The 18,138-nt window shown below is 65.8% G+C and carries 12 protein-coding genes and 1 tRNA gene; 4 read left to right on the forward strand and 9 right to left on the reverse strand.

Going from position 1 to position 18,138, the window contains the following annotated elements:
- The first annotated feature begins 44 nt into the window (after nucleotides 1-44).
- Complete coding sequence (gene metC / locus AC1RR3_RS31210) at nucleotides 45-1,229, forward strand: cystathionine beta-lyase (RefSeq protein WP_492827899.1); 1,185 nt, start codon at nucleotides 45-47, stop codon at nucleotides 1,227-1,229.
- Nucleotides 1,230-1,362: 133 nt separating this feature from the next.
- A complete protein-coding gene (locus AC1RR3_RS31215) occupies nucleotides 1,363-3,054 on the forward strand; it encodes a Na/Pi cotransporter family protein (RefSeq protein WP_492827900.1) in 1,692 nt (563 codons plus the stop codon).
- On the opposite strand, the gene AC1RR3_RS31220 is transcribed toward AC1RR3_RS31215, so the two are convergent.
- The 7 genes from AC1RR3_RS31220 to AC1RR3_RS31250 all read right to left on the reverse strand — a co-directional run bounded on the left by AC1RR3_RS31220 (nucleotide 3,025) and on the right by AC1RR3_RS31250 (nucleotide 14,686).
- A complete protein-coding gene (locus tag AC1RR3_RS31220; protein WP_492827901.1) occupies nucleotides 3,025-3,465 on the reverse strand; it encodes a DUF3592 domain-containing protein in 441 nt (146 codons plus the stop codon). The two genes, AC1RR3_RS31215 and AC1RR3_RS31220, sit on opposite strands and share 30 nt — an antisense overlap.
- A 43-nt stretch (nucleotides 3,466-3,508) precedes the next feature.
- Nucleotides 3,509-3,847 carry a lipid-A-disaccharide synthase N-terminal domain-containing protein gene (locus AC1RR3_RS31225; RefSeq protein WP_492827903.1) on the reverse strand — a complete coding sequence of 113 codons (339 nt, stop codon included), beginning with the start codon at nucleotides 3,845-3,847 and terminating at the stop codon, nucleotides 3,509-3,511.
- Complete coding sequence (locus AC1RR3_RS31230) at nucleotides 3,844-4,578, reverse strand: glycosyltransferase family 2 protein (protein ID WP_492827905.1); 735 nt, start codon at nucleotides 4,576-4,578, stop codon at nucleotides 3,844-3,846. The genes AC1RR3_RS31225 and AC1RR3_RS31230 overlap by 4 nt, the downstream gene beginning before the upstream one ends.
- Nucleotides 4,579-4,643: 65 nt before the next feature.
- Nucleotides 4,644-5,489: a phosphatase PAP2 family protein gene (locus tag AC1RR3_RS31235; protein WP_492827906.1), complete on the reverse strand. Its 846-nt coding sequence runs from the start codon at nucleotides 5,487-5,489 to the stop codon at nucleotides 4,644-4,646.
- A gap of 1 nt (nucleotide 5,490) precedes the next feature.
- Nucleotides 5,491-7,233 carry an ArnT family glycosyltransferase gene (locus AC1RR3_RS31240; protein ID WP_492827908.1) on the reverse strand — a complete coding sequence of 581 codons (1,743 nt, stop codon included), beginning with the start codon at nucleotides 7,231-7,233 and terminating at the stop codon, nucleotides 5,491-5,493.
- A 50-nt stretch (nucleotides 7,234-7,283) separates the two neighbouring features.
- Nucleotides 7,284-9,485, reverse strand: a complete 2,202-nt coding sequence (pbpC, locus tag AC1RR3_RS31245; protein ID WP_492827910.1) for a penicillin-binding protein 1C — start codon at nucleotides 9,483-9,485, stop codon at nucleotides 7,284-7,286.
- Nucleotides 9,482-14,686, reverse strand: a complete 5,205-nt coding sequence (locus AC1RR3_RS31250) for an alpha-2-macroglobulin family protein (RefSeq protein WP_492827912.1) — start codon at nucleotides 14,684-14,686, stop codon at nucleotides 9,482-9,484. The genes pbpC and AC1RR3_RS31250 overlap by 4 nt, the downstream gene beginning before the upstream one ends.
- Before the next feature lie 405 nt (nucleotides 14,687-15,091).
- Between AC1RR3_RS31250 and AC1RR3_RS31255 the strand changes: the two genes are divergently transcribed.
- Together AC1RR3_RS31255 and AC1RR3_RS31260 are read left to right on the forward strand one after the other, a co-directional pair.
- A tRNA-Arg gene (locus AC1RR3_RS31255) sits at nucleotides 15,092-15,168 on the forward strand.
- A gap of 179 nt (nucleotides 15,169-15,347) precedes the next feature.
- Nucleotides 15,348-15,566, forward strand: coding sequence for a hypothetical protein (locus AC1RR3_RS31260; RefSeq protein ID WP_492827914.1), 219 nt, complete (start codon nucleotides 15,348-15,350; stop codon nucleotides 15,564-15,566).
- Nucleotides 15,567-15,713: 147 nt separating this feature from the next.
- Here the strand turns inward: AC1RR3_RS31260 and AC1RR3_RS31265 are convergent, their stop codons facing one another.
- Both AC1RR3_RS31265 and AC1RR3_RS31270 read right to left on the reverse strand, forming a co-directional pair.
- Nucleotides 15,714-15,932, reverse strand: coding sequence for a hypothetical protein (locus AC1RR3_RS31265; protein WP_492827916.1), 219 nt, complete (start codon nucleotides 15,930-15,932; stop codon nucleotides 15,714-15,716).
- Between the two features lie 299 nt (nucleotides 15,933-16,231).
- Nucleotides 16,232-17,893, reverse strand: a complete 1,662-nt coding sequence (locus AC1RR3_RS31270; protein WP_492827918.1) for an autotransporter family protein — start codon at nucleotides 17,891-17,893, stop codon at nucleotides 16,232-16,234.
- Nucleotides 17,894-18,138: the final 245 nt, after the last annotated feature.

Consider the following 18,138-nt stretch of genomic DNA (forward strand, 5'->3'; position numbering starts at 1 on the left):
GGGTGCCTCGCGCCTGGCGGAAACGCAGTTTTGAAAGCAGGCGCATGGATTCCTCGCACCCCTCCCAGCAGCACGCCGAGACCCGGCTGGTCACCTCCGGCCGCGACACCAAGGCGCAGAAGGGGTTCGTCAATCCGCCGGTGTTCCACGGCTCGACCGTGCTCTATCCGACCGCCGAGGACCTGCATGCCCATCGCGGCGAGTTCACCTATGGCCGCCACGGCTCCCCCACCACCAAGGCGTTCCAGGAGACGCTGATGGCGCTGGAGGGGCCGCAATGTGCCGGCGTCGGCATCGTGCCCTCGGGTCTGTCGGCGATATCGACCACCCTGCTCTCGGTGCTGAAGACCGGTGACCACCTGCTGGTCTGCGACAACGTCTATCGGCCCTCGCGCAATTTCTGCAACGGCATGCTCGCCCGCCTTGGTATCGAGACCACCTATTTCGATCCGATGATCGGCGCCGGCATCGACAAGCTGTTCAAGCCGAACACCCGCGCTGTGCTGGTGGAGGCACCGGGCTCGCAATCGTTCGAGATGCCCGACATTCGCGCCATCGCCGAGGTCGCGCATGCCCGCGACGCGCTCGTCATCGACGACAACACCTGGGCGACGCCGCTCTATCACCGCTCGCTCGATCAGGGTGTCGACATCAGCATGCAGGCCGCCACCAAATATATCGGCGGTCACTCCGACATCATGTTCGGCACCATCTCGGCCAATGCCAAGGCCTGGCCGCAGATTATCGAAGGCATCCGCCTGCTCGGTGTCTGCGCCGGTCCCGACGACGTCTTCCTCGCGCTGCGCGGCCTGCGCACGCTCTCGGTGCGGCTGGCGCAGCATCATCGTTCGGGGCTCGACATGGCGCGCTGGCTCGCTGGCCGTCCCGAGGTCGCGCGCGTGCTGCATCCGGGGCTCGAGACCGATCCTGGTCATGCGATCTGGAAGCGCGACTTCACCGGCGCCTCGGGCCTGTTCAGCATCGTGCTGAAACCGGCCCCGCAGACGGCGGTCGACACCATGCTCAACACGCTCAAACTGTTCGGCATGGGTTTTTCCTGGGGCGGCTTCGAGAGCCTTGCGATTCCCTTCGACTGCGACGGCTATCGCACCGCGACCAAGTGGGCGCCGGGCGGACCTACCCTGCGCCTGCACATCGGACTCGAGAGCACCGACGATCTCAAGGCCGATCTCGATCTCGGCTTCGCTGCCCTCAAGGCGGCAATGTGAGCCTGCTCACAAGGCATCGCGCCGCGGGAACGTGCAACCCGCGCAAACGTTAACACCGATGCGCCAACAAATGGTTTGAACCCCAGGCATTTGGCGCTAGCCTCACCAATCGACTCTCATCCGGACACGGAGCATGGGAACGTTGGTACTGCTCGATCTGATGGGCGGCGTCGCGCTGCTGCTGTGGGGCCTGCATATGGTCCAGAGCGGCATCCTGCGTGCCTTCGGCCCCGACCTGCGCCGCCTGCTCGGTAAGGCACTGGGCAACCGCGCCAGCGCGTTCGCCGCCGGCCTCGGGCTCACCGCACTGCTTCAGAGCAGCACGGCGACGGCCCTGCTCACCAGCTCGTTCGCGGCCGAGGGCCTGCTCAGCCTCGTTGCGGCACTCGCCATCATGTTGGGAGCCAATGTCGGCACCACGCTGATCGTCCAGGCGCTCTCATTCAACATCGCAGCCGTCGCACCCGTGCTGTTCGTCCTCGGGCTCGTTGCCTTCCGCTCCGGCCCACGCTCGCGCATCAAGGATATCGGCCGTATTGCGATCGGTCTTGGCTTGATGCTGCTGTCGCTGCACATCCTGCTCGACACGCTGGCGCCGGCCGAGAATGCGCCCGGCGTCCGCGTCATCATGGCGGCCATCACGGGGGATCCGATCCTGTGCATCGTGATCGCCGCGCTCATCACCTGGGCCGTGCATTCCAGCGTCGCCAGCGTGTTGCTGATCATGTCGCTGGCCTATTCGCAATTCGTGACGCCCTACGCTGCACTGGCCCTCGTGCTCGGCGCCAATCTCGGCAGCGCCATCAATCCCGTGTTCGAAGGCGCCAGGCGCGACGATCCCGCCAGCTACCGTCTGCCGCTCGGCAATCTCATCAACCGCGTCGTCGGAATCGCCCTCGTGCTGCCATTCCTGGGCGTGCTCGCCGAGCACATGCATGGCTGGCAGCCCGATCTCGCCAGGATGACGGCAGCCTTCCACATCGCCTTCAACGTCGGCACCGCCATCATCTTCATCGGTCTGCTCGACCCCATGTCGCGCCTGTTGACCCGCCTCTTGCCGGATCGCGTGCAGGAGACCGACCCGGCCCGTCCGCGCTATCTCGACGAGACCGCGCTGGAGACGCCGTCGCTGGCGCTCGCCGACGCCGCCCGCGAGACCTTGCGCATGGGCGACTTTGTCGAGGTCATGCTGCGCAAGGTCATGACCGCGATGATGACGGGCGACCGTGTCCTGGTCGACCAGGTCTCGAAGATGGACAATGTCGTCGACGGCCTGGATGAAGCCATCAAGCTCTACGTGACGAAACTCATGCGTGGCAGCCTCGACGAGAGCGAGGGGCGGCGCGCGATGGAGATCATCTCCTTCGCCATCAACCTCGAACATATCGGCGACATCATCGACAAGAGCCTGAGCGAGCTTGCGACCAAGAAGATCAAGCGTCGCTTCCAATTCTCGACCGAGGGCTCCGAGGAGCTCGCCGCCTTCCACAAGCGCACGATGGAATCGCTCCGGATCGCCTTCGGCGTGTTCATGTCGGGCGATGCGAACGAAGCGCGCAAGCTGCTGGTGGAGAAGACCACCCTGAAGAACACCGAGCTTGCCGCCGTCGAGCGCCATCTCGACCGCCTGCGCGAGGGCCGCCCAGAAACCATCGAGACCACCTCGCTGCACCTCGACGTGCTGCGCGACCTGCGCCGCATCCATTCGCATATCTGCTCGGTCGCCTATCCCGTGCTGGACGCGGCCGGCGAGCCCTATCGCAGGACCGAGACGGAGACGGCCGCCCTGCCCGCGTCAGGCGCCGCCTCGGCGTTGCCGCGCTAGGGCTGTGCGAACGGCAACCGCGCCGCCGGCCAGAAGCAGGCCTGCGCAACAGAGCAGAACCGGAGCAATCCACAGCGTCAGGAACGACACCAGGCGCGCATCGTCGGGCCGTCGAGGGTCATAGGCGATCTTGACGCGCTCGCCGTCCGCATAGGGTTGATCGGTCGATCCTGATGCGGACGTGAACGTCATCGCACGGCCGTCGCGTGTCACGAATTGAAACGTCGGATAGAGAAACGTCCCGCCATGATTGCCGCCGCTTCGCGCGACGGCGCCGGAGAAGCGCGCCTCCGTCTGCTCGGCTCGCGCGAGGAATGCAATGGTGCTGCCGAGCTCGACAAGGCCGAGCCCAAGTGAAGTCAGGCCGACCAGAAGCACCGATACGAACACGATGGTCGGTAATTTGCGCATGCCGATCGAGAAATCCGGATGCCTTGCCGCGCTCGACCTTGGATCAGCGCTCCAGCGTCTTCGACGCGCGCCCGCGGTTCTTGATGATCAGCATGATGTTGCGGATGTAGATAACCGTGGCCAGCGCCTGTCCGAGGATGATCACGGGCTCGCGCTTCACGACGCCGTAGACCAGCGTCATCAACCCGCCGCCCATCGAGCAGAACCAGAACGCCATCGGCACCACGCTGTTGCCGGCGCGCTCGCTCGCGATCCACTGCACCAGGAAGCGCGCGGTGAAGAACAGCTGCGCGACGAGGCCGAACGCGAGCCAGAAATCGAACTTGGCGACGAAGACGTCGTAGAGATAGTCGCTCAGCGCCTGGCCGTAATGGATGATCATGCCTTCACCTCGGTCACGTCTGGTGTCGGCTTCTTGCGGCGGATCAGCCACCACACGCCGGCGAGATCCATGATCCCGATCCACAGCCGGTCGAAGAAGCCGTAGTTTGACACGCCGGAATGGCGCGGCCGGTCGATCACGTCGACATAGGCGATCTCGTAGCCCTCGCGGCGCACCAGCGCCGGCAGGAAGCGATGCAAACCGTCGAAATAGGGCAGCATCAGGAACACCTCGCGCCGGAATGCCTTCAGGCCGCAACCGGTGTCGCGCGTACCGTCGTTCAGGATCGCGTTGCGGACCTTGTTCGCCACGCGCGACTGGAGTTTCTTGAAGCCTGTATCCTTGCGCCCGACGCGCTGGCCCGCGGCAAGTCCGACATGGGTGCTCTTCTCGACCGCCGAGATCAGGTCCGGCAGGAAGGCCGGATTGTTCTGTCCATCGCCGTCGAGTGTGGCCACGATCGCGCCGCGCGCGGCACGCACGCCGCTGCGCACCGCGGCCGACTGGCCGCCGGATCTGGCGTGACGGAGCTGCCGTAGATTGCTCCGCTGCGCCATGATGGCGTTGAGCCGTTCGCCGGTCGCATCCGTCGAACCGTCATTGACGTAGACGATCTCGTAATCCCAGCGGCCATCGAGCGCTGCCGTGATCTCCGCGATCAGGGGCGCAATGTTGTCGGCTTCGTTGCGCACGGGAACGACGATGGAGACCGAAGGCTGGGACGACGACAAAGCGAAGCTCGTGGTTGGAATTGGCCTGCCCCTGGGGAACCGGAGGCCCCGGCAAGCAGCCGCTTTTATGGGGCGGAGGCGCCGCGGGCAACCCTTTTGAGGCGCCCTCCATCCGGTCCCGGAAGGGCCAGAATGCTGCCGTCAGCCCGGATCGCGAAGCCCAGCCGTCGGGCCGCGAACCAGTAGCGGACCGCCATGGCGCCGACCATGCCGACCAGGGCGCCGGCCGCGACATCGCTCGGATGATGCGCGAGCAGCACGAGGCGTGTCAGCAGGATCACGATCGCGTAAGTGAACATGAACACGCGCAGGCGCGGCCACAGCGCCGAGACCGCAAACGCCAGCGCGAACGCCGTCACCGCGTGGCCGGACGGCAGGCTGGCATAGGCCCCCGTTCCCTCGAACGGGACGAAGTTGAACGGATTGGCCTGGCCGCCGACGAACGGACGACCGCGGCCGATCAGATATTTCAGGATCTCGGCGACGAACACGGACAGGGCAACGGACAGAAACAGGAACTGGAGCCGCGTGCCGAGGCCGAGCAGCAACGCGCGGCGGGTGCCATACACGCCGGCCGAAACCAGCGCCACGATCACCAGCGCAGCCCCGAGCACGGAGAGCACATACTCGTCCTTGCCGAAATCGGTGAGGATGCGGATCGGCCAGAGGCCCGGCGTGCCGCGCGCCGGCATCAGCTGGATCTCGGTCCGGTCGAACGCAACCATCAGCACGATAACCAGGGCCGCGCCCGCAGCGCTCAGCCACAGCGAATGCCGCGCCAGTTTTCGCGCAGCTTCGGCGCGGCGCGAATGCGAGGGCGAGCGCACGAGCTGCGCCAGCGCACGCCCCGCCACAGTGAGCAATTGCGCGGGATAGCCCGGACGCGGCGCGATGTCGGTCGTCACGGGCATCCTATTCGGTGCCTTCCGAACGGAAGATCGAGATCGAGATCGCGCGCCCTTGCGAGAAGTTATAGCCGTCGATGCGCGTGCCGACCTTGTAGCGCAGCCCGATCGCCTCGGCGCGCTGCGCGAAGCTGCGCTCCGAGCGCTGCTCGATCAGCGCGAAGCGACAGCTGCCCTGCCGCAGGAAGTCTGCTGCCCCCGAGCCGTCGGTGAGCAGTGTCTGCGTGCCCGTCAGGAACACGAGACTCGGCTCGTGATAGCCGGCAGCGGCGGCCTTCGGTCCGACGCAGGTGACGTTGCGCAATGCGCGCGCGACCTCGATGCTCGGAAACACCGGCGTCAGCGACGGCAACACGATGCCGTAGACCACGAACGCCAGCATCAGGGCTGCGACCAGTGCGTTCAGCACCGAGCGCTCGGCACGATTGCTGTCGAACAGCCACCAGGCGAACAGGCCGAAGATCAGCGAAGCCGCGATGAACGGCCAGGCCACGAAGGCCGGCTGCCGTGTCAGCATGACCGCGCCGACCACCGCGATGATCGAGGCGGAAGCAGGAATCGCGAACCACCAGGCCGAGCCGCGCGCGAGCCACGAGCGCGACAGCACGTTCCGCTCCAGCGCGCCGACGGTGAGGATCGCGATCGCCGGATACAGCGGCAGCACGTAATGCGGCAGCTTGGTCAGCACCGCCTCGAACACGATCCAGGACGGGATCAGCCAGGCCAGCAGGAACTGCGCGCCCGGCTCGCGGCGCGCCCGCCACACCGCAGGCGCCGCCATCGCCGCCAGCGGCGCGCCCGGCCAGAAGGTGATCCAGAACAGCGCGAGATACAGTCCGGGCGGCGCACCATGGGATTCCTGGGCGCCGATCTTGCTCAGCATGTCGCCGCCGACGGAATCGGCGAAGAAGGCATCACCGGCGCGCCAGAAGATCGCGACGAACCAGGGCAGCACCAGCACCAGCATCCACATCAGGCCCCAGAGCGGGCGCAGCTTCCACAGCCAGGAGGAATCGCGGTCCTGGATCGCCAGTGCGACGATGGTCAGGCCGGCGAACATCAGGATCAGCGGACCCTTGATCAGGATGCCGACCGCGAGCGCTGTCCAGAAGATCGCGGGCCAGGTCCAGGGCGGATGGGTCTCGTCCTCGGCGCGCTGCCAGGACAGATAGGCGCGCGCCATCGCACCTATGGCGGCGGTCACGCAGAACAGCAGCATCGCGTCGGTTTTCGCGAGCCGCGCCTCGACGCCGAGCAGCACGGAGGCGCACATCAGGAGTGCGGCGAGCACGGCGGCGCGTCGCGTGACGAAGCCGAGCGCGGCCCAATAGGTCATCAGCACGGCGCCGATGGCGCCGATCAGCGACGGCAGCCGATAGACCCAGATGCGCAATTCGGCCTTCGGCAGCTTGAGTGCCGAGGCAATTTCAACCGCGGCGGACTGCAACCAGTAGATGCCGACCGGTTTCTTGTAGCGGACGTCTTCCTGGAAGCGGATGTCGACATAATCGCCGCTTTCGACCATCTGCTTGGTGGCTTGGGCGAACCGTGCCTCGTCGCGATCGACCGGCGGGATCGTGAAGAAGCCCGGCAGGAACAGCAGCAGCCCACACAGCAGCAGAAAGGCGACCGCGCGGGCATGGCTGGCCGTGGCGAAGTCGAGCATGAGCACGAGCCGGCTGCCCGGATTCACCGGCGCTTTCGGCTCACGGGGGGCTCCAAAACGGGGGCTTGGATAGGTCTCGGCCATTGGTTCCGCTTACGCTGAAACCGTCATTCCGACAACCGGTTAAGGCCGAGTCATTGAATTCGAATGACAACTGTGTCCGCGGCGCCAGTGGCGTCGATCACGGTGAGCCGCGCAAAGCCCGGACCGGGCGGATCGATCAGCCGCTGGCGGCGACCGTCGATCTCGCCGAGCGACGTTCCGTTAACCATGACGGTCATGGGCAGCACGCCGCCGGCCACTTTTACGGGCATGGCTGCGGCCTCAGAGCCCCCCGACCGATCGACGTCGATCCGCGAGCCATTGAGCGGGAACTGGATGTGCAGCGCCTGCTCGCCGCCGGCCCGCACCAACTCCCCGACCGCGCGGAACCGTTTCAGCGGCAACGGCAACTTCGCGTTGCTGGCGACCAGGGTTCCCTTGGGCGGCTTCGGCAGCGGCGTCAGCGTCTTGCCGGTGCGGGCGAAGGCGTCGAACAGGATGGGCGCGGCGGCGACGCGGCCGATCAGGCCGGGAACCGGCGCGCCATCGGGCCGGCCGACCCAGACGCCAATGGTCATGCGGCCGTCGAAGCCGACCGACCAGGCGTCACGATAGCCGTAGGAGGTACCGGTCTTGAAGGCGATCCGGTTGTGGGCCGCGTTTTCCGGCGGCGGCGTGCCCAGCAGCACGTTGCCGACTTGCCAGGCTGCGACCGGGTCCAAGAGCCGGAGCGGCTCCCGGTCGTCCCTGGCGGCCATCACCTCGCGCAGCGGCTTGGTGGTGCCGAGCCGGGCAAAGCCCGCGTAGAGCTGGGCGAGGTCCTGGAGCGTTACGCCGACGCCGCCGAGGCCCATGGCGAGGCCCGGCGCCTCGTCCTTGGGCAGGACCAGATTGCCGCCGGCCTGCCGCAGCCGCGAGGACAGCCGGCTCGCGCCGACGCGGTCGAGCAGCACGATGGCCGGCACGTTCAGCGACAATTGCAGCGCCTTCTTCACGGGCACCGTGCCCTGGAACGTCATGTCGAAATTTTCCGGCGCGTAGGAGCCGAAGCGGACGGGCCGGTCGTCGATCAGGCTGTCGGGATGGACGAAGCCGTCCTCGAATGCGAGCCCGTAGATGAAGGGCTTGAGCGTCGAGCCTGGCGAGCGGATGGCGCGGGTCATGTCGACCTGCCCGGCCCGGCTGTCGTCGAAATAATCCGCCGAGCCGACGCGCGCGAGCACGTCGCCGCTCTCATTGTCGACCACGATGATGCCGACCGAGATGTTTTGCCCGAGCGCAATGGCGCGGTCGCGCGCCAAGGGTTCCAGCACTTTCTGCAAGTTCGCATCCAGCGTCAGCTTGATGACCGAGGTATCCTTGACCGTTGCGAGCGCCGTGTCGGAGGCGTGCGGCGCCAGAATCGGCATCGGCTTGCGCAGCGTCGGCACGGGCACGAGCTTGGCCTGCCTGGCGTCGTCCAGGCTGATCACGTGCTCTTCGACCATGCGATCGAGCACGCGGTCGCGGGCCTTGCGCGCCGCGTCGGGATAGCGGTCGAGCCGGCGCGTCTCCGGCGATTGCGGCAGCGCGACCAGCAAGGCGGCTTCGGCCAGCGACAGCCGCTTCGGCTCCTTGCCGAGATAGGCGATCGAGGCGGCGCGGATGCCTTCGAGATTGCCGCCATAGGGCGCCAGCGCGAGATAGAGGTCGAGGATCTCGCTCTTGCTCATGCTGCGCTCGATCTCGACAGCGCGCACCATCTGCCGCAGCTTTGCGTAGAGCGAACGCTGCCGCCGCGGCTCCATCAGCCGCGCCAGCTGCATGGTGATGGTCGAGCCGCCGGACACGATGTGGCCGCGTGTCGTGAGCTGCAACGCCGCGCGCCCCAGCGCGAGCGGGTCGATGCCGTCATGGGCATAGAAGCGCTGGTCCTCATAGGCGAACAGCAGTTTGAGATAGGTCGGATCGACATTCACCTTTGTCTCGACCGGCAGCCGCCAGCGTCCGTCCGCCATCGCATAGGCACGCAGCAGCTTGCCGTTGCGGTCGACAATGGTGGTGGAGACCGCGCGGGACTCGTCGAGTGGCAGCGGGCCGAGCGAATAGACCCAGCCGACGAAGCCCACGATGGCGAGGATCAACGCAAGCGCGGCGACTGCGAGGATACGACGGCCGTGCCCTGCGCGGCGGCCGTCGTTCCGGGATGGTCCGAAGGACCAGACCCGGAACCTCGAGATTCCGGGTTCCGCTCTTCGAGCCGCCCCGGAATGACGGGAGCAATTATCGCCCTCGCTGATCCCAGCACCACTCATTTCGCCGCCCGCACCTCGACAGTGCCCGTGCCCGTCCGGCCATAGCGCGAGGGATTGTACATGTCCTCGACATAGGCCTGCGGCAGCACGTATTTGCCGGGCGAAACCGCGCGCACGACATAGGCGACGGTGAAGACCGACTTGGAGTCGGAGGCCCGGTCGACGGCCGCGGTGAAGCGGTCGTCGCGGAACTCGGTATCCTCAGGCTCCTCGCCGTCCTCGATCCAGTCCAGCGTGCCGCTGTCGCCCGACGACACCAGCTTCGGATTGTCGATCTCGAGGCCCGCGGGCAGATAATCAGACACCATGATGTGGCCGTACTCGGGCTTGGCCTCGGTGATCTTCAGCACCACGGCGAAGCGGTCGTTCTGCTTGACCTTGCTGATGTCGGCGGGCTTGCCGTCGAGCGTAAAATAACTGCGCTCGATCTTGAAGCCGTTCGATGCTGCCGGCTCCGGCGTGACCGGCGAGCCCGACACCGAGATCACCGCCTGCACCGGCGCATCGCCGGTGTTGGTGATCTTCAGCGGCTTGCCCTCCAGCGTCGCAGCCTTGTAGCTGCGATAGAGCACAGTCTTCACGGACTGCCCGTCGACCTCGATCGAGAGGTTTTCCTTGGCCAGCGCCCGCGCCGCCAGCACCAGCCATGCATTCTCCTGCGTGGAGGTGTAGGGCGTGAGCCCGCGCGCGACTTCGACCCGCGACACCGCCTGCGTCAGCGTTGCCTTCGGCGCGTTGCCTTCGCTGGCAAGCGAGACCAGCGCTGCGGCATCGCGGAGCTGCGAGCCGTAGTCGGTGCGGCCGAACTCCAGCACGGGCTTCGGCGCCAGGCTGTCGAGCGCGGCACCATAGACCCGCTCCGCGCGGTTGCGATCGCCGACCAGCGCCAGCGCAGCGGCAAGCTGCGACTTCGCGATCGGCGTTGCGAGGTTGCTGAGCTTGGTGTCGGCGAGGTAGCGGAGATCGCCGATCGGCGCGGCCCCGTTACGTGCGAGCACGTAGAGGCCGTAGGCGAGATCGCGGCCGCCGTCCTTCTCCGGCTCGTTGCCGTTGACCACGGAGTTGCGGATACGGTCCAGCGCGTTCTTGAACAGCACGTCCGGTACCACAAAGCCCTTTTCGCGGGCGCGGGTGAGGAAGTCCGTCACATAGGCGTCGAGCCAGGCATCGTCGCCGCCCGCCGACCACAGGCCGAACGAGCCATTGGAGCCCTGACGGGCCAAAAGCCGCTCGATCGCGTCACGGATGCGCTGGTCGACCTCGGTGTCCATGGCGAGGTGCGCACCGGCCGCGAGGTCGTTGACGTAGAGCAGCGGCATGGCGCGGCTCGTGATCTGCTCCGAGCAGCCATAGGGGTAACGGTCGAGCGCCTTCAGGATCGTCGCCGCATCGAGCGCGGTCGACAGGCTCGCGGAAACCGAGACGCTGCCGGTGCCCGGCACGAGGTCGGCGAACATGTCCGAGGTCAGCGTCAGGCTCTCGCCCTTCGCCAGCGTCCGGATCGAGCGCCGCGCCAGCACCTGCGTTGCCGCCTTGACGTCGAGCGCATAGTGGCGCGCGAGTGCCAAGCCATTCGGCCCCTTGATGTCGACGTCGAGCGTCGCCTGCCCCGCCGCGGTCGCATCGATCGCGAGCGTGAACGAATTGCGTTGCTTGGCCGCGAGCTTCACGGTGGTTGCGGGATTGCCGGTCATCTTCACCGGCCCGCCCGTCTTCACGTTGATGACATAGTCGCCGGCCTGGCCCTCGACATTATCGATCTCCAGATTGACCGTGCCGTGGTCGCCGTTGAGCAGGAAGCGCGGCAGGGTCGTGGTCAGCACCACGGGGTCGCGGATCACGACGTCGGTGTTGGCGCGGCCAAGTTTGGTCGCGGTCCAGGCCACCGCCATGACGCGCGCGGTGCCGGCGAACTCCGGAATGTCGAAGCTCACCTCCGCAGTGCCGTCAGCGGCAACGGTGACGATTCCTGAATAGAGCGCCAGCGGCTTTTGCGCGGGCGGCGAGCCCTGCAATTCGGCAGCTCCTGCGTCACCGCCGGACTTGATCTGGCCGCGCGTGCCCGACATGCCGTCGATCAATTGCCCATAGAGATCGCGGATTTCCGCGCTCAGGCGGCGCTGGCCGAGATAGTAATCATCCGGCGCCGGCGGCTTGTAATTGGTGAGATTGAGGATGCCGACATCGACCGCGGCAATGACAATTTTGGCGTCCTCGCCCGGATTGAGCCCGTCGAGCTTGACCGGGATCTTCAGCGTCCCGTTCGGCCGGATCAGCGCCGGCGGCGTCAGCTTCACCTGGAGCGTACGGGTCTGCTTGTCGATCCCGAACCACTTTAGGCCGATGGCGCGCCCCGGCATGCGCTGTGCCGCGGCATCGAGCGGGCGGCGCAGCGTTGCCACCACATAGGCGCCGGTGCCCCAATCCTTGCCGACCGGAAGCTTGACCTGCGCGGTCCCCTCCTTGACGTCGATGGTCTGCGTCGTCAGCAGGCGGTCACCGAGCACATTGACGGTGAGCTTGCCGGCGCTGCGGACATTCACCGACACCGTCATGGTGTCGCCGGAGGCGTATTGCGGCTTGTCGATCGAGGTCTCCAGCAAATCGGGCGTGTCGGCGCTGCCGTCGGAATACCAGCCGACGTCGAACTGCACCGAGGTCACCGGGCCGTCGGCATCGTTCGATTTCACATCCAGCCGGTAGCGGCCGGGCTGCGGGTTGAGCGAGATCCGCGACGGCTTGTCGGCGGCAATCGTGACGTCACCATCAGCGACGCGCGAGGTCGACTTGACCGGCTCGTACTCCCAGTAATTGTTTTGGCGATACCACTGATAGCGCGACTCCATCTTCAGGAGCTCGTAGCGGAGGCCGTCGCGGCGCAACGTCTGGCCCTCTGGCGAGACGAACACCACGTCGAACTCGGCCTTGTCGCCCTCGGCAACGTTCTTGTCGCCGAAGAGCGGCTTGACGCCGATCAGCGCGGTCGCGGGCGCGACCGGCAACACGAGCTTGCGCTCGACCGCGCGTCCGCCGGTCTCGACCATGCGGACGAAGATCTGCGCCTCCTGCGGGCGCGTCGAGGCCGGCTGCTTGTCCAGCGTCACCGGGAAAGTCGCAACGCCGTTGGCGTCCGCCTCCGGCAAATTCTCCAGCGGCGTGCGCTCGTTCGAGGTGGTCTCCTTATCGGCAACGCCGAACTGGTATCCGGAAAAGCCCGGCCGTTCGCTTGCGGGCGCGATCAGCATGTCGCCTTCAAGCGCGAGGCCCGAGGCGGGCGCGCCGTAGAGGAAATGGCCGTCTGCCTTAAGCTCCACTGGAGCGTTAGCTTTGATCAGTTTGTCCTTGGCGGACAAGTCGAATTCGATCCTGTCAGGAACGTAGTCCTCGACCATGAAGGTGGTCTCGCCGACCGACGAGCCCTTCGGATCGGTGAAGGCGCGCACCCGCCACGTCCCGGTCGGAACGGCCGAGTTGAGCGATACGGCGAGCGAGCGGCCACCGGCGCCCTGGTCGGCCAGCACGGCGCGGCGGTACTCGACGCCATCGGGGCGCTCGACCACCAGCGTCATCGGTCCACCCGTGACGGCATTGCCCTGCCCGTCGCGCAGCAGCGCCGTGAGGTAGACAGTCTCGCTGGAGCGGTAGACGCCGCGCTCGGCATAGACGAAGGCATCGGCGCCCGCAGGCACCACGCGGCCCGCGACGCCGCGGTCGGACAGATCGAAGGCCGAGGTCTTCAGGCTCAGGAAGGCGTAATCCGCCTTCTCGCCCGTGACCGTCAGCATCGCCGGCGACAGGCCGCCCTCGCCGCGCGCAAGGCCAGCCTCGAACAGCACATGGCCGCTCTCGTCGGTCTTGCGCGTCGCCAGGATCTCGTTGTTGCGCGCGACAAGCCGAACCTCGGCCTTGCCGACCGGATCGGTCGAGGCCAGCGAGTTCACGAAGACATGGATGCCGTCATTGCCCGAATAGGCTGTGACCCCGAGGTCGGAGACGATGAACCATTGCGTAGCGAGCTGGTAGTCGTCGTCGGAGCCCGGGCCCTTGGCAGCGGCGGTCATTACGTACACGCCGGGCTGAAGCTCGCCCAGCGCCTGGTCGACCGGGAATGCGGTGGTGACATCCTGGTTCAGCGCCATCGCGGTCGCGAGCTCGCCGGTCCAGACTTTTACGCCGCGCTCGTCGCCGAGATCGGAGAGCTGGTATTTCGACAGCGTCTTCTGGAAATCGCTGTCCACCACCGTGTTGATCAAATTGCGGTCGCCGATCCGGAAGACGTTGATGTTGACCGCGGGCGTGTTGACGCTGACCACGGGAATGCCGCGCTGGCCGGTCCGGGGCAGCACATAGGCGCGGCTGGTGAAGCGCACGAACGGTTTGCGGTCGCGCACATAGACGTTGAACTCGGCCGATTTCGGCAGGCCCTCCTTCACCGTGGACGGCAGGCCGGCGCGCAGATTGATGTTATAGCGCTCGCCGTGCTTCAGGCCGTCAACGCAGAGCTGCTTGCCCTCCGCCGACAGCGCCGGCTTGTCCTGACCTGCGAGGGCCAAAAACGGCGCGAAATCGGTGCGCTTGGCCAGCTCTTCCGAGAACTGGAAGCAGGCGCGCGGGCTCGCCGAATCCGAGTCCACGGTATAGTCGAGCAGCCGGAAGCCGTGCTCGTCGCGCATCTTCTCATATTGGCCGCGGACATCGGCGACCTCGCGCATGTCAAGCGACAGCCGCAGCGCATCCAGCGCCGGCCGCCACAGCTTTCGCTCGGCCAGCGACTTGCCGAGCACGGCGAGCGCATCGGCCTCCTCGCCCGGATTGCCGGCGCGCTGATAGGCGATGTAGGCGGCGGTCGAGGCGCGCTCCAGCAGGAAGGTCTGCTCGCTCGAGCTTTTCGGCGATATCTGGAAGATCACCTTGGCGAGCCGAAGCCAGTTGCCGGTATCCTCCGGCGTGGTCGCCGCGATCTGGCCCAGCACCGACAGGCCGGTGCGATAATCATTGCGCCGGAAAGCGGCGTCGGCGTCGGTGCGCAGCGTCGCGCTGGTCTTGGCGACCGGCCCCGCCTCGCTCTTGATCTGCGCCTCCAGCTTGATCGCGGAATCGGCAAGATCGTCGCGCTTGAAGGCTTTGTCGGCGGCCAGCGCGGCCGAAAGGCCGAGCGTCAGCGCGGCGCAGAGTGTGACGGCGCGAACAAGACCGATCATGGATGGACTCCCGGAAATCGCGGACGAACGCCGCTTGTCGCATGAAATGCGCGGAGAAGGTGACGGACTCAAGGCGATGGAACCAAAGGTGCAAATCGTCGCATTCGCCATGACAAGGCAAGCCCGGAGGAGACCGATCGCGATACCGCCGCGCACGCCGTCCTGATGGCGCAGCCACATCCGACCAGTCATCCGGCGGCCGTGTCCCGGAAGCTGATCAGCGTTCCCGGCGATGTGACCCATCGTCCAGTCCGCTGCCGCTCAACCCGGCACCCTGACACCCCACCGTCTCGCTTTGTCGCTTTAGGTGCGAAAACGGTTCGGTTCAGGCTTGGCGAAAGACGATATTTTTCATATTGGCATGGTAGATGAACGGCCGGCCGCCGGGATCAGGCGGCTCAAGACGGTCCCGTAGCTCAACTGGATAGAGCATCAGATTTCTACTCTGAGGGTTGCAGGTTCGATTCCTGCCGGGATCGCCAAGTGCAGTCCGTGGTGCCAGCGAGCCGTCGGCGCACACGCAGTCACCAAAATCTATCGTGCTTCACGAACGCGTGGGTACGCTCGCAGCGGCCTTCCAACCGGACAGATGTCCCCTATCTAAGCGCCGAACGACGTGCGCCCGATAAGGATTCCCATGCTGCCAGCCGAGTGGACGAGAATGGCTATCGCATCTGCGGTTGCCGTGATCGCTATGGCGTTTTTGGCAATCGATGCGGGGGTCGTGAACACCAGTGTGGTCACAAAGCGTATCGAGGTGGCACAGGCCTCCATTGCGAACGTCGCGACGAGCCAGCATGAACTCGCCTTTGCCGTTCAGGCGTGGGCGCGGCGCGGCCACCAGAAGCCACATTTGGAAGAATGCCTGGCGATCGATTGATCCGGGCGCTGCGCCAAATCAACCAACACCCGGCCGACATTTCGTTTGTTCACGATCCGACTCCGCTTCGTTCGCAAAGCACGAATCGTAATCGCAAAAATCGGCACCGCGCATGTCTTAATGCTGCGTTTCACTTCTCCAGACAGTTCATGCATCCAGCGTCACGAGCATCGGCCGCAAGCGGTACGCATCGATCGCGGCGTTCGACAGCAGCAGTCGGCGTCGCTCTCCACGCAGCATCATGCGATCGATCCTGTTCAGGATGAAGCGGGCTGCCTCCCGGTGCTCGCCTGTGAGCAAGCCGGATCGATCCAGATATTTCCAGGCGATCTCGAACGACTGTGCTCGCAATTCGGTGTCAGTCATGGCACGGCAACGTCGGCGAGGAACAGACGTTCCTGCGAGCGAGTGAGGCGGGGTCACCACAACACCGGTCACAGCGAACCGCGGCGCGACAAAATACGAAAGCCGCGCGGAACGAGACCGCGACCGCAGAGTTGATGCAACGAAGCAGAGTGGTGCCGACCTCCCCTGCCCCGGTCGGCTTTGAAGGGCCCCGTGCTTGTCCCCCCGAGCACGGGGCTTTCTCATGCTACCTCAGAAAAACAAAGGCGCGAGGCGAGCAATGGCCGGCCTCGCGCCTGGGGTCCCCTGCGAGCGCCCGCTCACCAGGTGTAGCGAATGCGGCCCGTGCCGGCGTAGGTCTGCGACCGGTCGCTGAATTCGCCGTCGAACTTCACCAGGAACGAGACGCCTTTCGCCGTGCGCCACTCGGCGCCGGCCGTGGTCAGCGCCAGGTCACGTGCCGGCGTCGCGCCGAACACGGTGAACGGCGCAGCGCCGACGCCGCCGAGACCGACGAAGCTGAGCGTCGCCGACGGATTGCTGATCTCGTCATGAGCGTAGGCGAACTTGCCGAACAAATTGAGCTGGCCGCCATTGTCCACTGGCACGATCTTGTCGGTGCGCAGGCCGACCTCACCGCGATAGGCGGTTGCCGTGCGGCCGACGACGGCCAGGGCACCGGCGGCGGGACCCAACGCCGTGGCCTCGGTATAGCCGGGCGTTCGGAACCACTGGCCCTGGATGGCGCCATAGGGCGTCCAGTTCACGGTCCAGTACTGGCCGACCTTGTAGCCGCCCTCGATGCGACCTGCCCAACCCTGGGCTTCGAAGTCTGCCTTGTAGAGATCGACGCCCGGCGTCGTGGAACGGCTCGTGCCCATCCAGTAATTGGTGTAGGTGCCGGCCGCGGAGATATAGCCCGGCCCGAAGCCGTACTTGCCGTAGACACCCGCCATGAAGGTGTCGCTGGTGCCACCGCCATTGCCGGCGCCGGCAACCGTCGGCGTCACCGACCAGTTGATGTTGCCGCCGGCGAGCGAGAAGCCGATCAGCGAGTCCGCGGTGAAGCGATAGTCCGCACCGGCAGCGACGCCGCCGACGCGGGTGTAGAGATCGGACGTGCCGGCCGCGACATTGCCGCCGGTATTGTTCGCGCCGCCAAACGCCGCGCCCCAGACATCCCAGTGCGGGACGTAGACAACCTGCGGAGGCGGCGCCTTCAGATAGGCGCCGAAGGCCGAGCGTACCGCGGGCGGCACCGGCTTCTCACCGGCATAGCTCAGCGTGCCCGTCGTCGAGACCTTGTTCGTCGCGAACGGATCGGTCAGCAGCGAGAGGTAGGAGCTGCCGAGCTGGAATGCGCCTGATTGCGCCTGGGCGAGGTTCTCGCCGGTATTGCCACCCGACAGGAAGGCCTGCATCGCGAGATCTTCGCCGATGTTGCTCCAAGTGTTCGTGAACAGATTGGCGAATGTCGGACCATTGTTCTGGAAGACGAACTGGCCGTTGGGGATCGCCGTGTTGTTGGTCAGCGCGCCCCAGCGCGAGGAGGACGCCGGCGCCCCGCCCTGGAGGTTCGACGTCGTCAGGAAGAGGACGTATTGCTGTCCGGCCGTGAGCGCGACGCTGCCCGTATTGACCGTGACGGCAGTAAACCCGGCCCCCGCCGCCAAGTTGATCGTCCCCGAGCTAAACAGCGCGGGACCGACGATGCGACTATTGGCTGAGTCCCACTGATAGACGAAGGCCTGCGACGCGATCGGGTTGGAGGCGAAACCGAGCTGGAACGTGAAGCCGCTCAGCCTGGTCTGCCCCGAGGTCGGCGTAAAGGTCTGGCCGTAGGTCGCGGTGTTCGGCACGCCATACGAGGAGATGAAGCTGGTCCCGTTCCACTGCGGAAGGGTGTCGATGTTTTGCGCGTTGGCCGATGTCCCCAGCGCAAGAAAGGCAGCGCCACCGAGCCAAAGGGCCTTACGGGTCACGGAAGAAGTCATTCCCACCCCCCTTAAAGAAATTCCAGAAAAACGAATGAATAGCCGTCAATATCGAGTCGCTAAGCAATACGTCGAACGAAGGAGGACGGGCAATTACTGTTCGGGTTCCCAGCAACGATTAGCAATTAAGCGTGACCCAAAAACAACATAATTTGGCAACTAGACATATTATGACATTGAGATAATTGGGTTTTTGTTCCTATCGATGAGAACTGCAACGATGCTGCGACGCA

The sequence above is a fragment of the Bradyrhizobium sp. GW821-FHT13H05 genome (genome assembly GCF_058804065.1).

Excerpts from the sequence above, each read along its gene's own strand:
- AC1RR3_RS31250 (WP_492827912.1), bottom strand. The coding sequence starts at position 14,686 with ATGATCGGTCTTGTTCGCGCCGTCACACTCTGCGCCGCGCTGACGCTC.
- AC1RR3_RS31225 (WP_492827903.1), bottom strand. The coding sequence starts at position 3,847 with ATGATCATCCATTACGGCCAGGCGCTGAGCGACTATCTCTACGACGTC.
- AC1RR3_RS31215 (WP_492827900.1), top strand. The coding sequence starts at position 1,363 with ATGGGAACGTTGGTACTGCTCGATCTGATGGGCGGCGTCGCGCTGCTG.
- pbpC (WP_492827910.1), bottom strand. The coding sequence starts at position 9,485 with ATGAGTGGTGCTGGGATCAGCGAGGGCGATAATTGCTCCCGTCATTCC.
- metC (WP_492827899.1), top strand. The coding sequence starts at position 45 with ATGGATTCCTCGCACCCCTCCCAGCAGCACGCCGAGACCCGGCTGGTC.
- AC1RR3_RS31265 (WP_492827916.1), bottom strand. The coding sequence starts at position 15,932 with ATGACTGACACCGAATTGCGAGCACAGTCGTTCGAGATCGCCTGGAAA.
- AC1RR3_RS31235 (WP_492827906.1), bottom strand. The coding sequence starts at position 5,489 with ATGCCCGTGACGACCGACATCGCGCCGCGTCCGGGCTATCCCGCGCAA.
- AC1RR3_RS31240 (WP_492827908.1), bottom strand. The coding sequence starts at position 7,233 with ATGGCCGAGACCTATCCAAGCCCCCGTTTTGGAGCCCCCCGTGAGCCG.
- AC1RR3_RS31260 (WP_492827914.1), top strand. The coding sequence starts at position 15,348 with ATGGCTATCGCATCTGCGGTTGCCGTGATCGCTATGGCGTTTTTGGCA.
- AC1RR3_RS31220 (WP_492827901.1), bottom strand. The coding sequence starts at position 3,465 with ATGCGCAAATTACCGACCATCGTGTTCGTATCGGTGCTTCTGGTCGGC.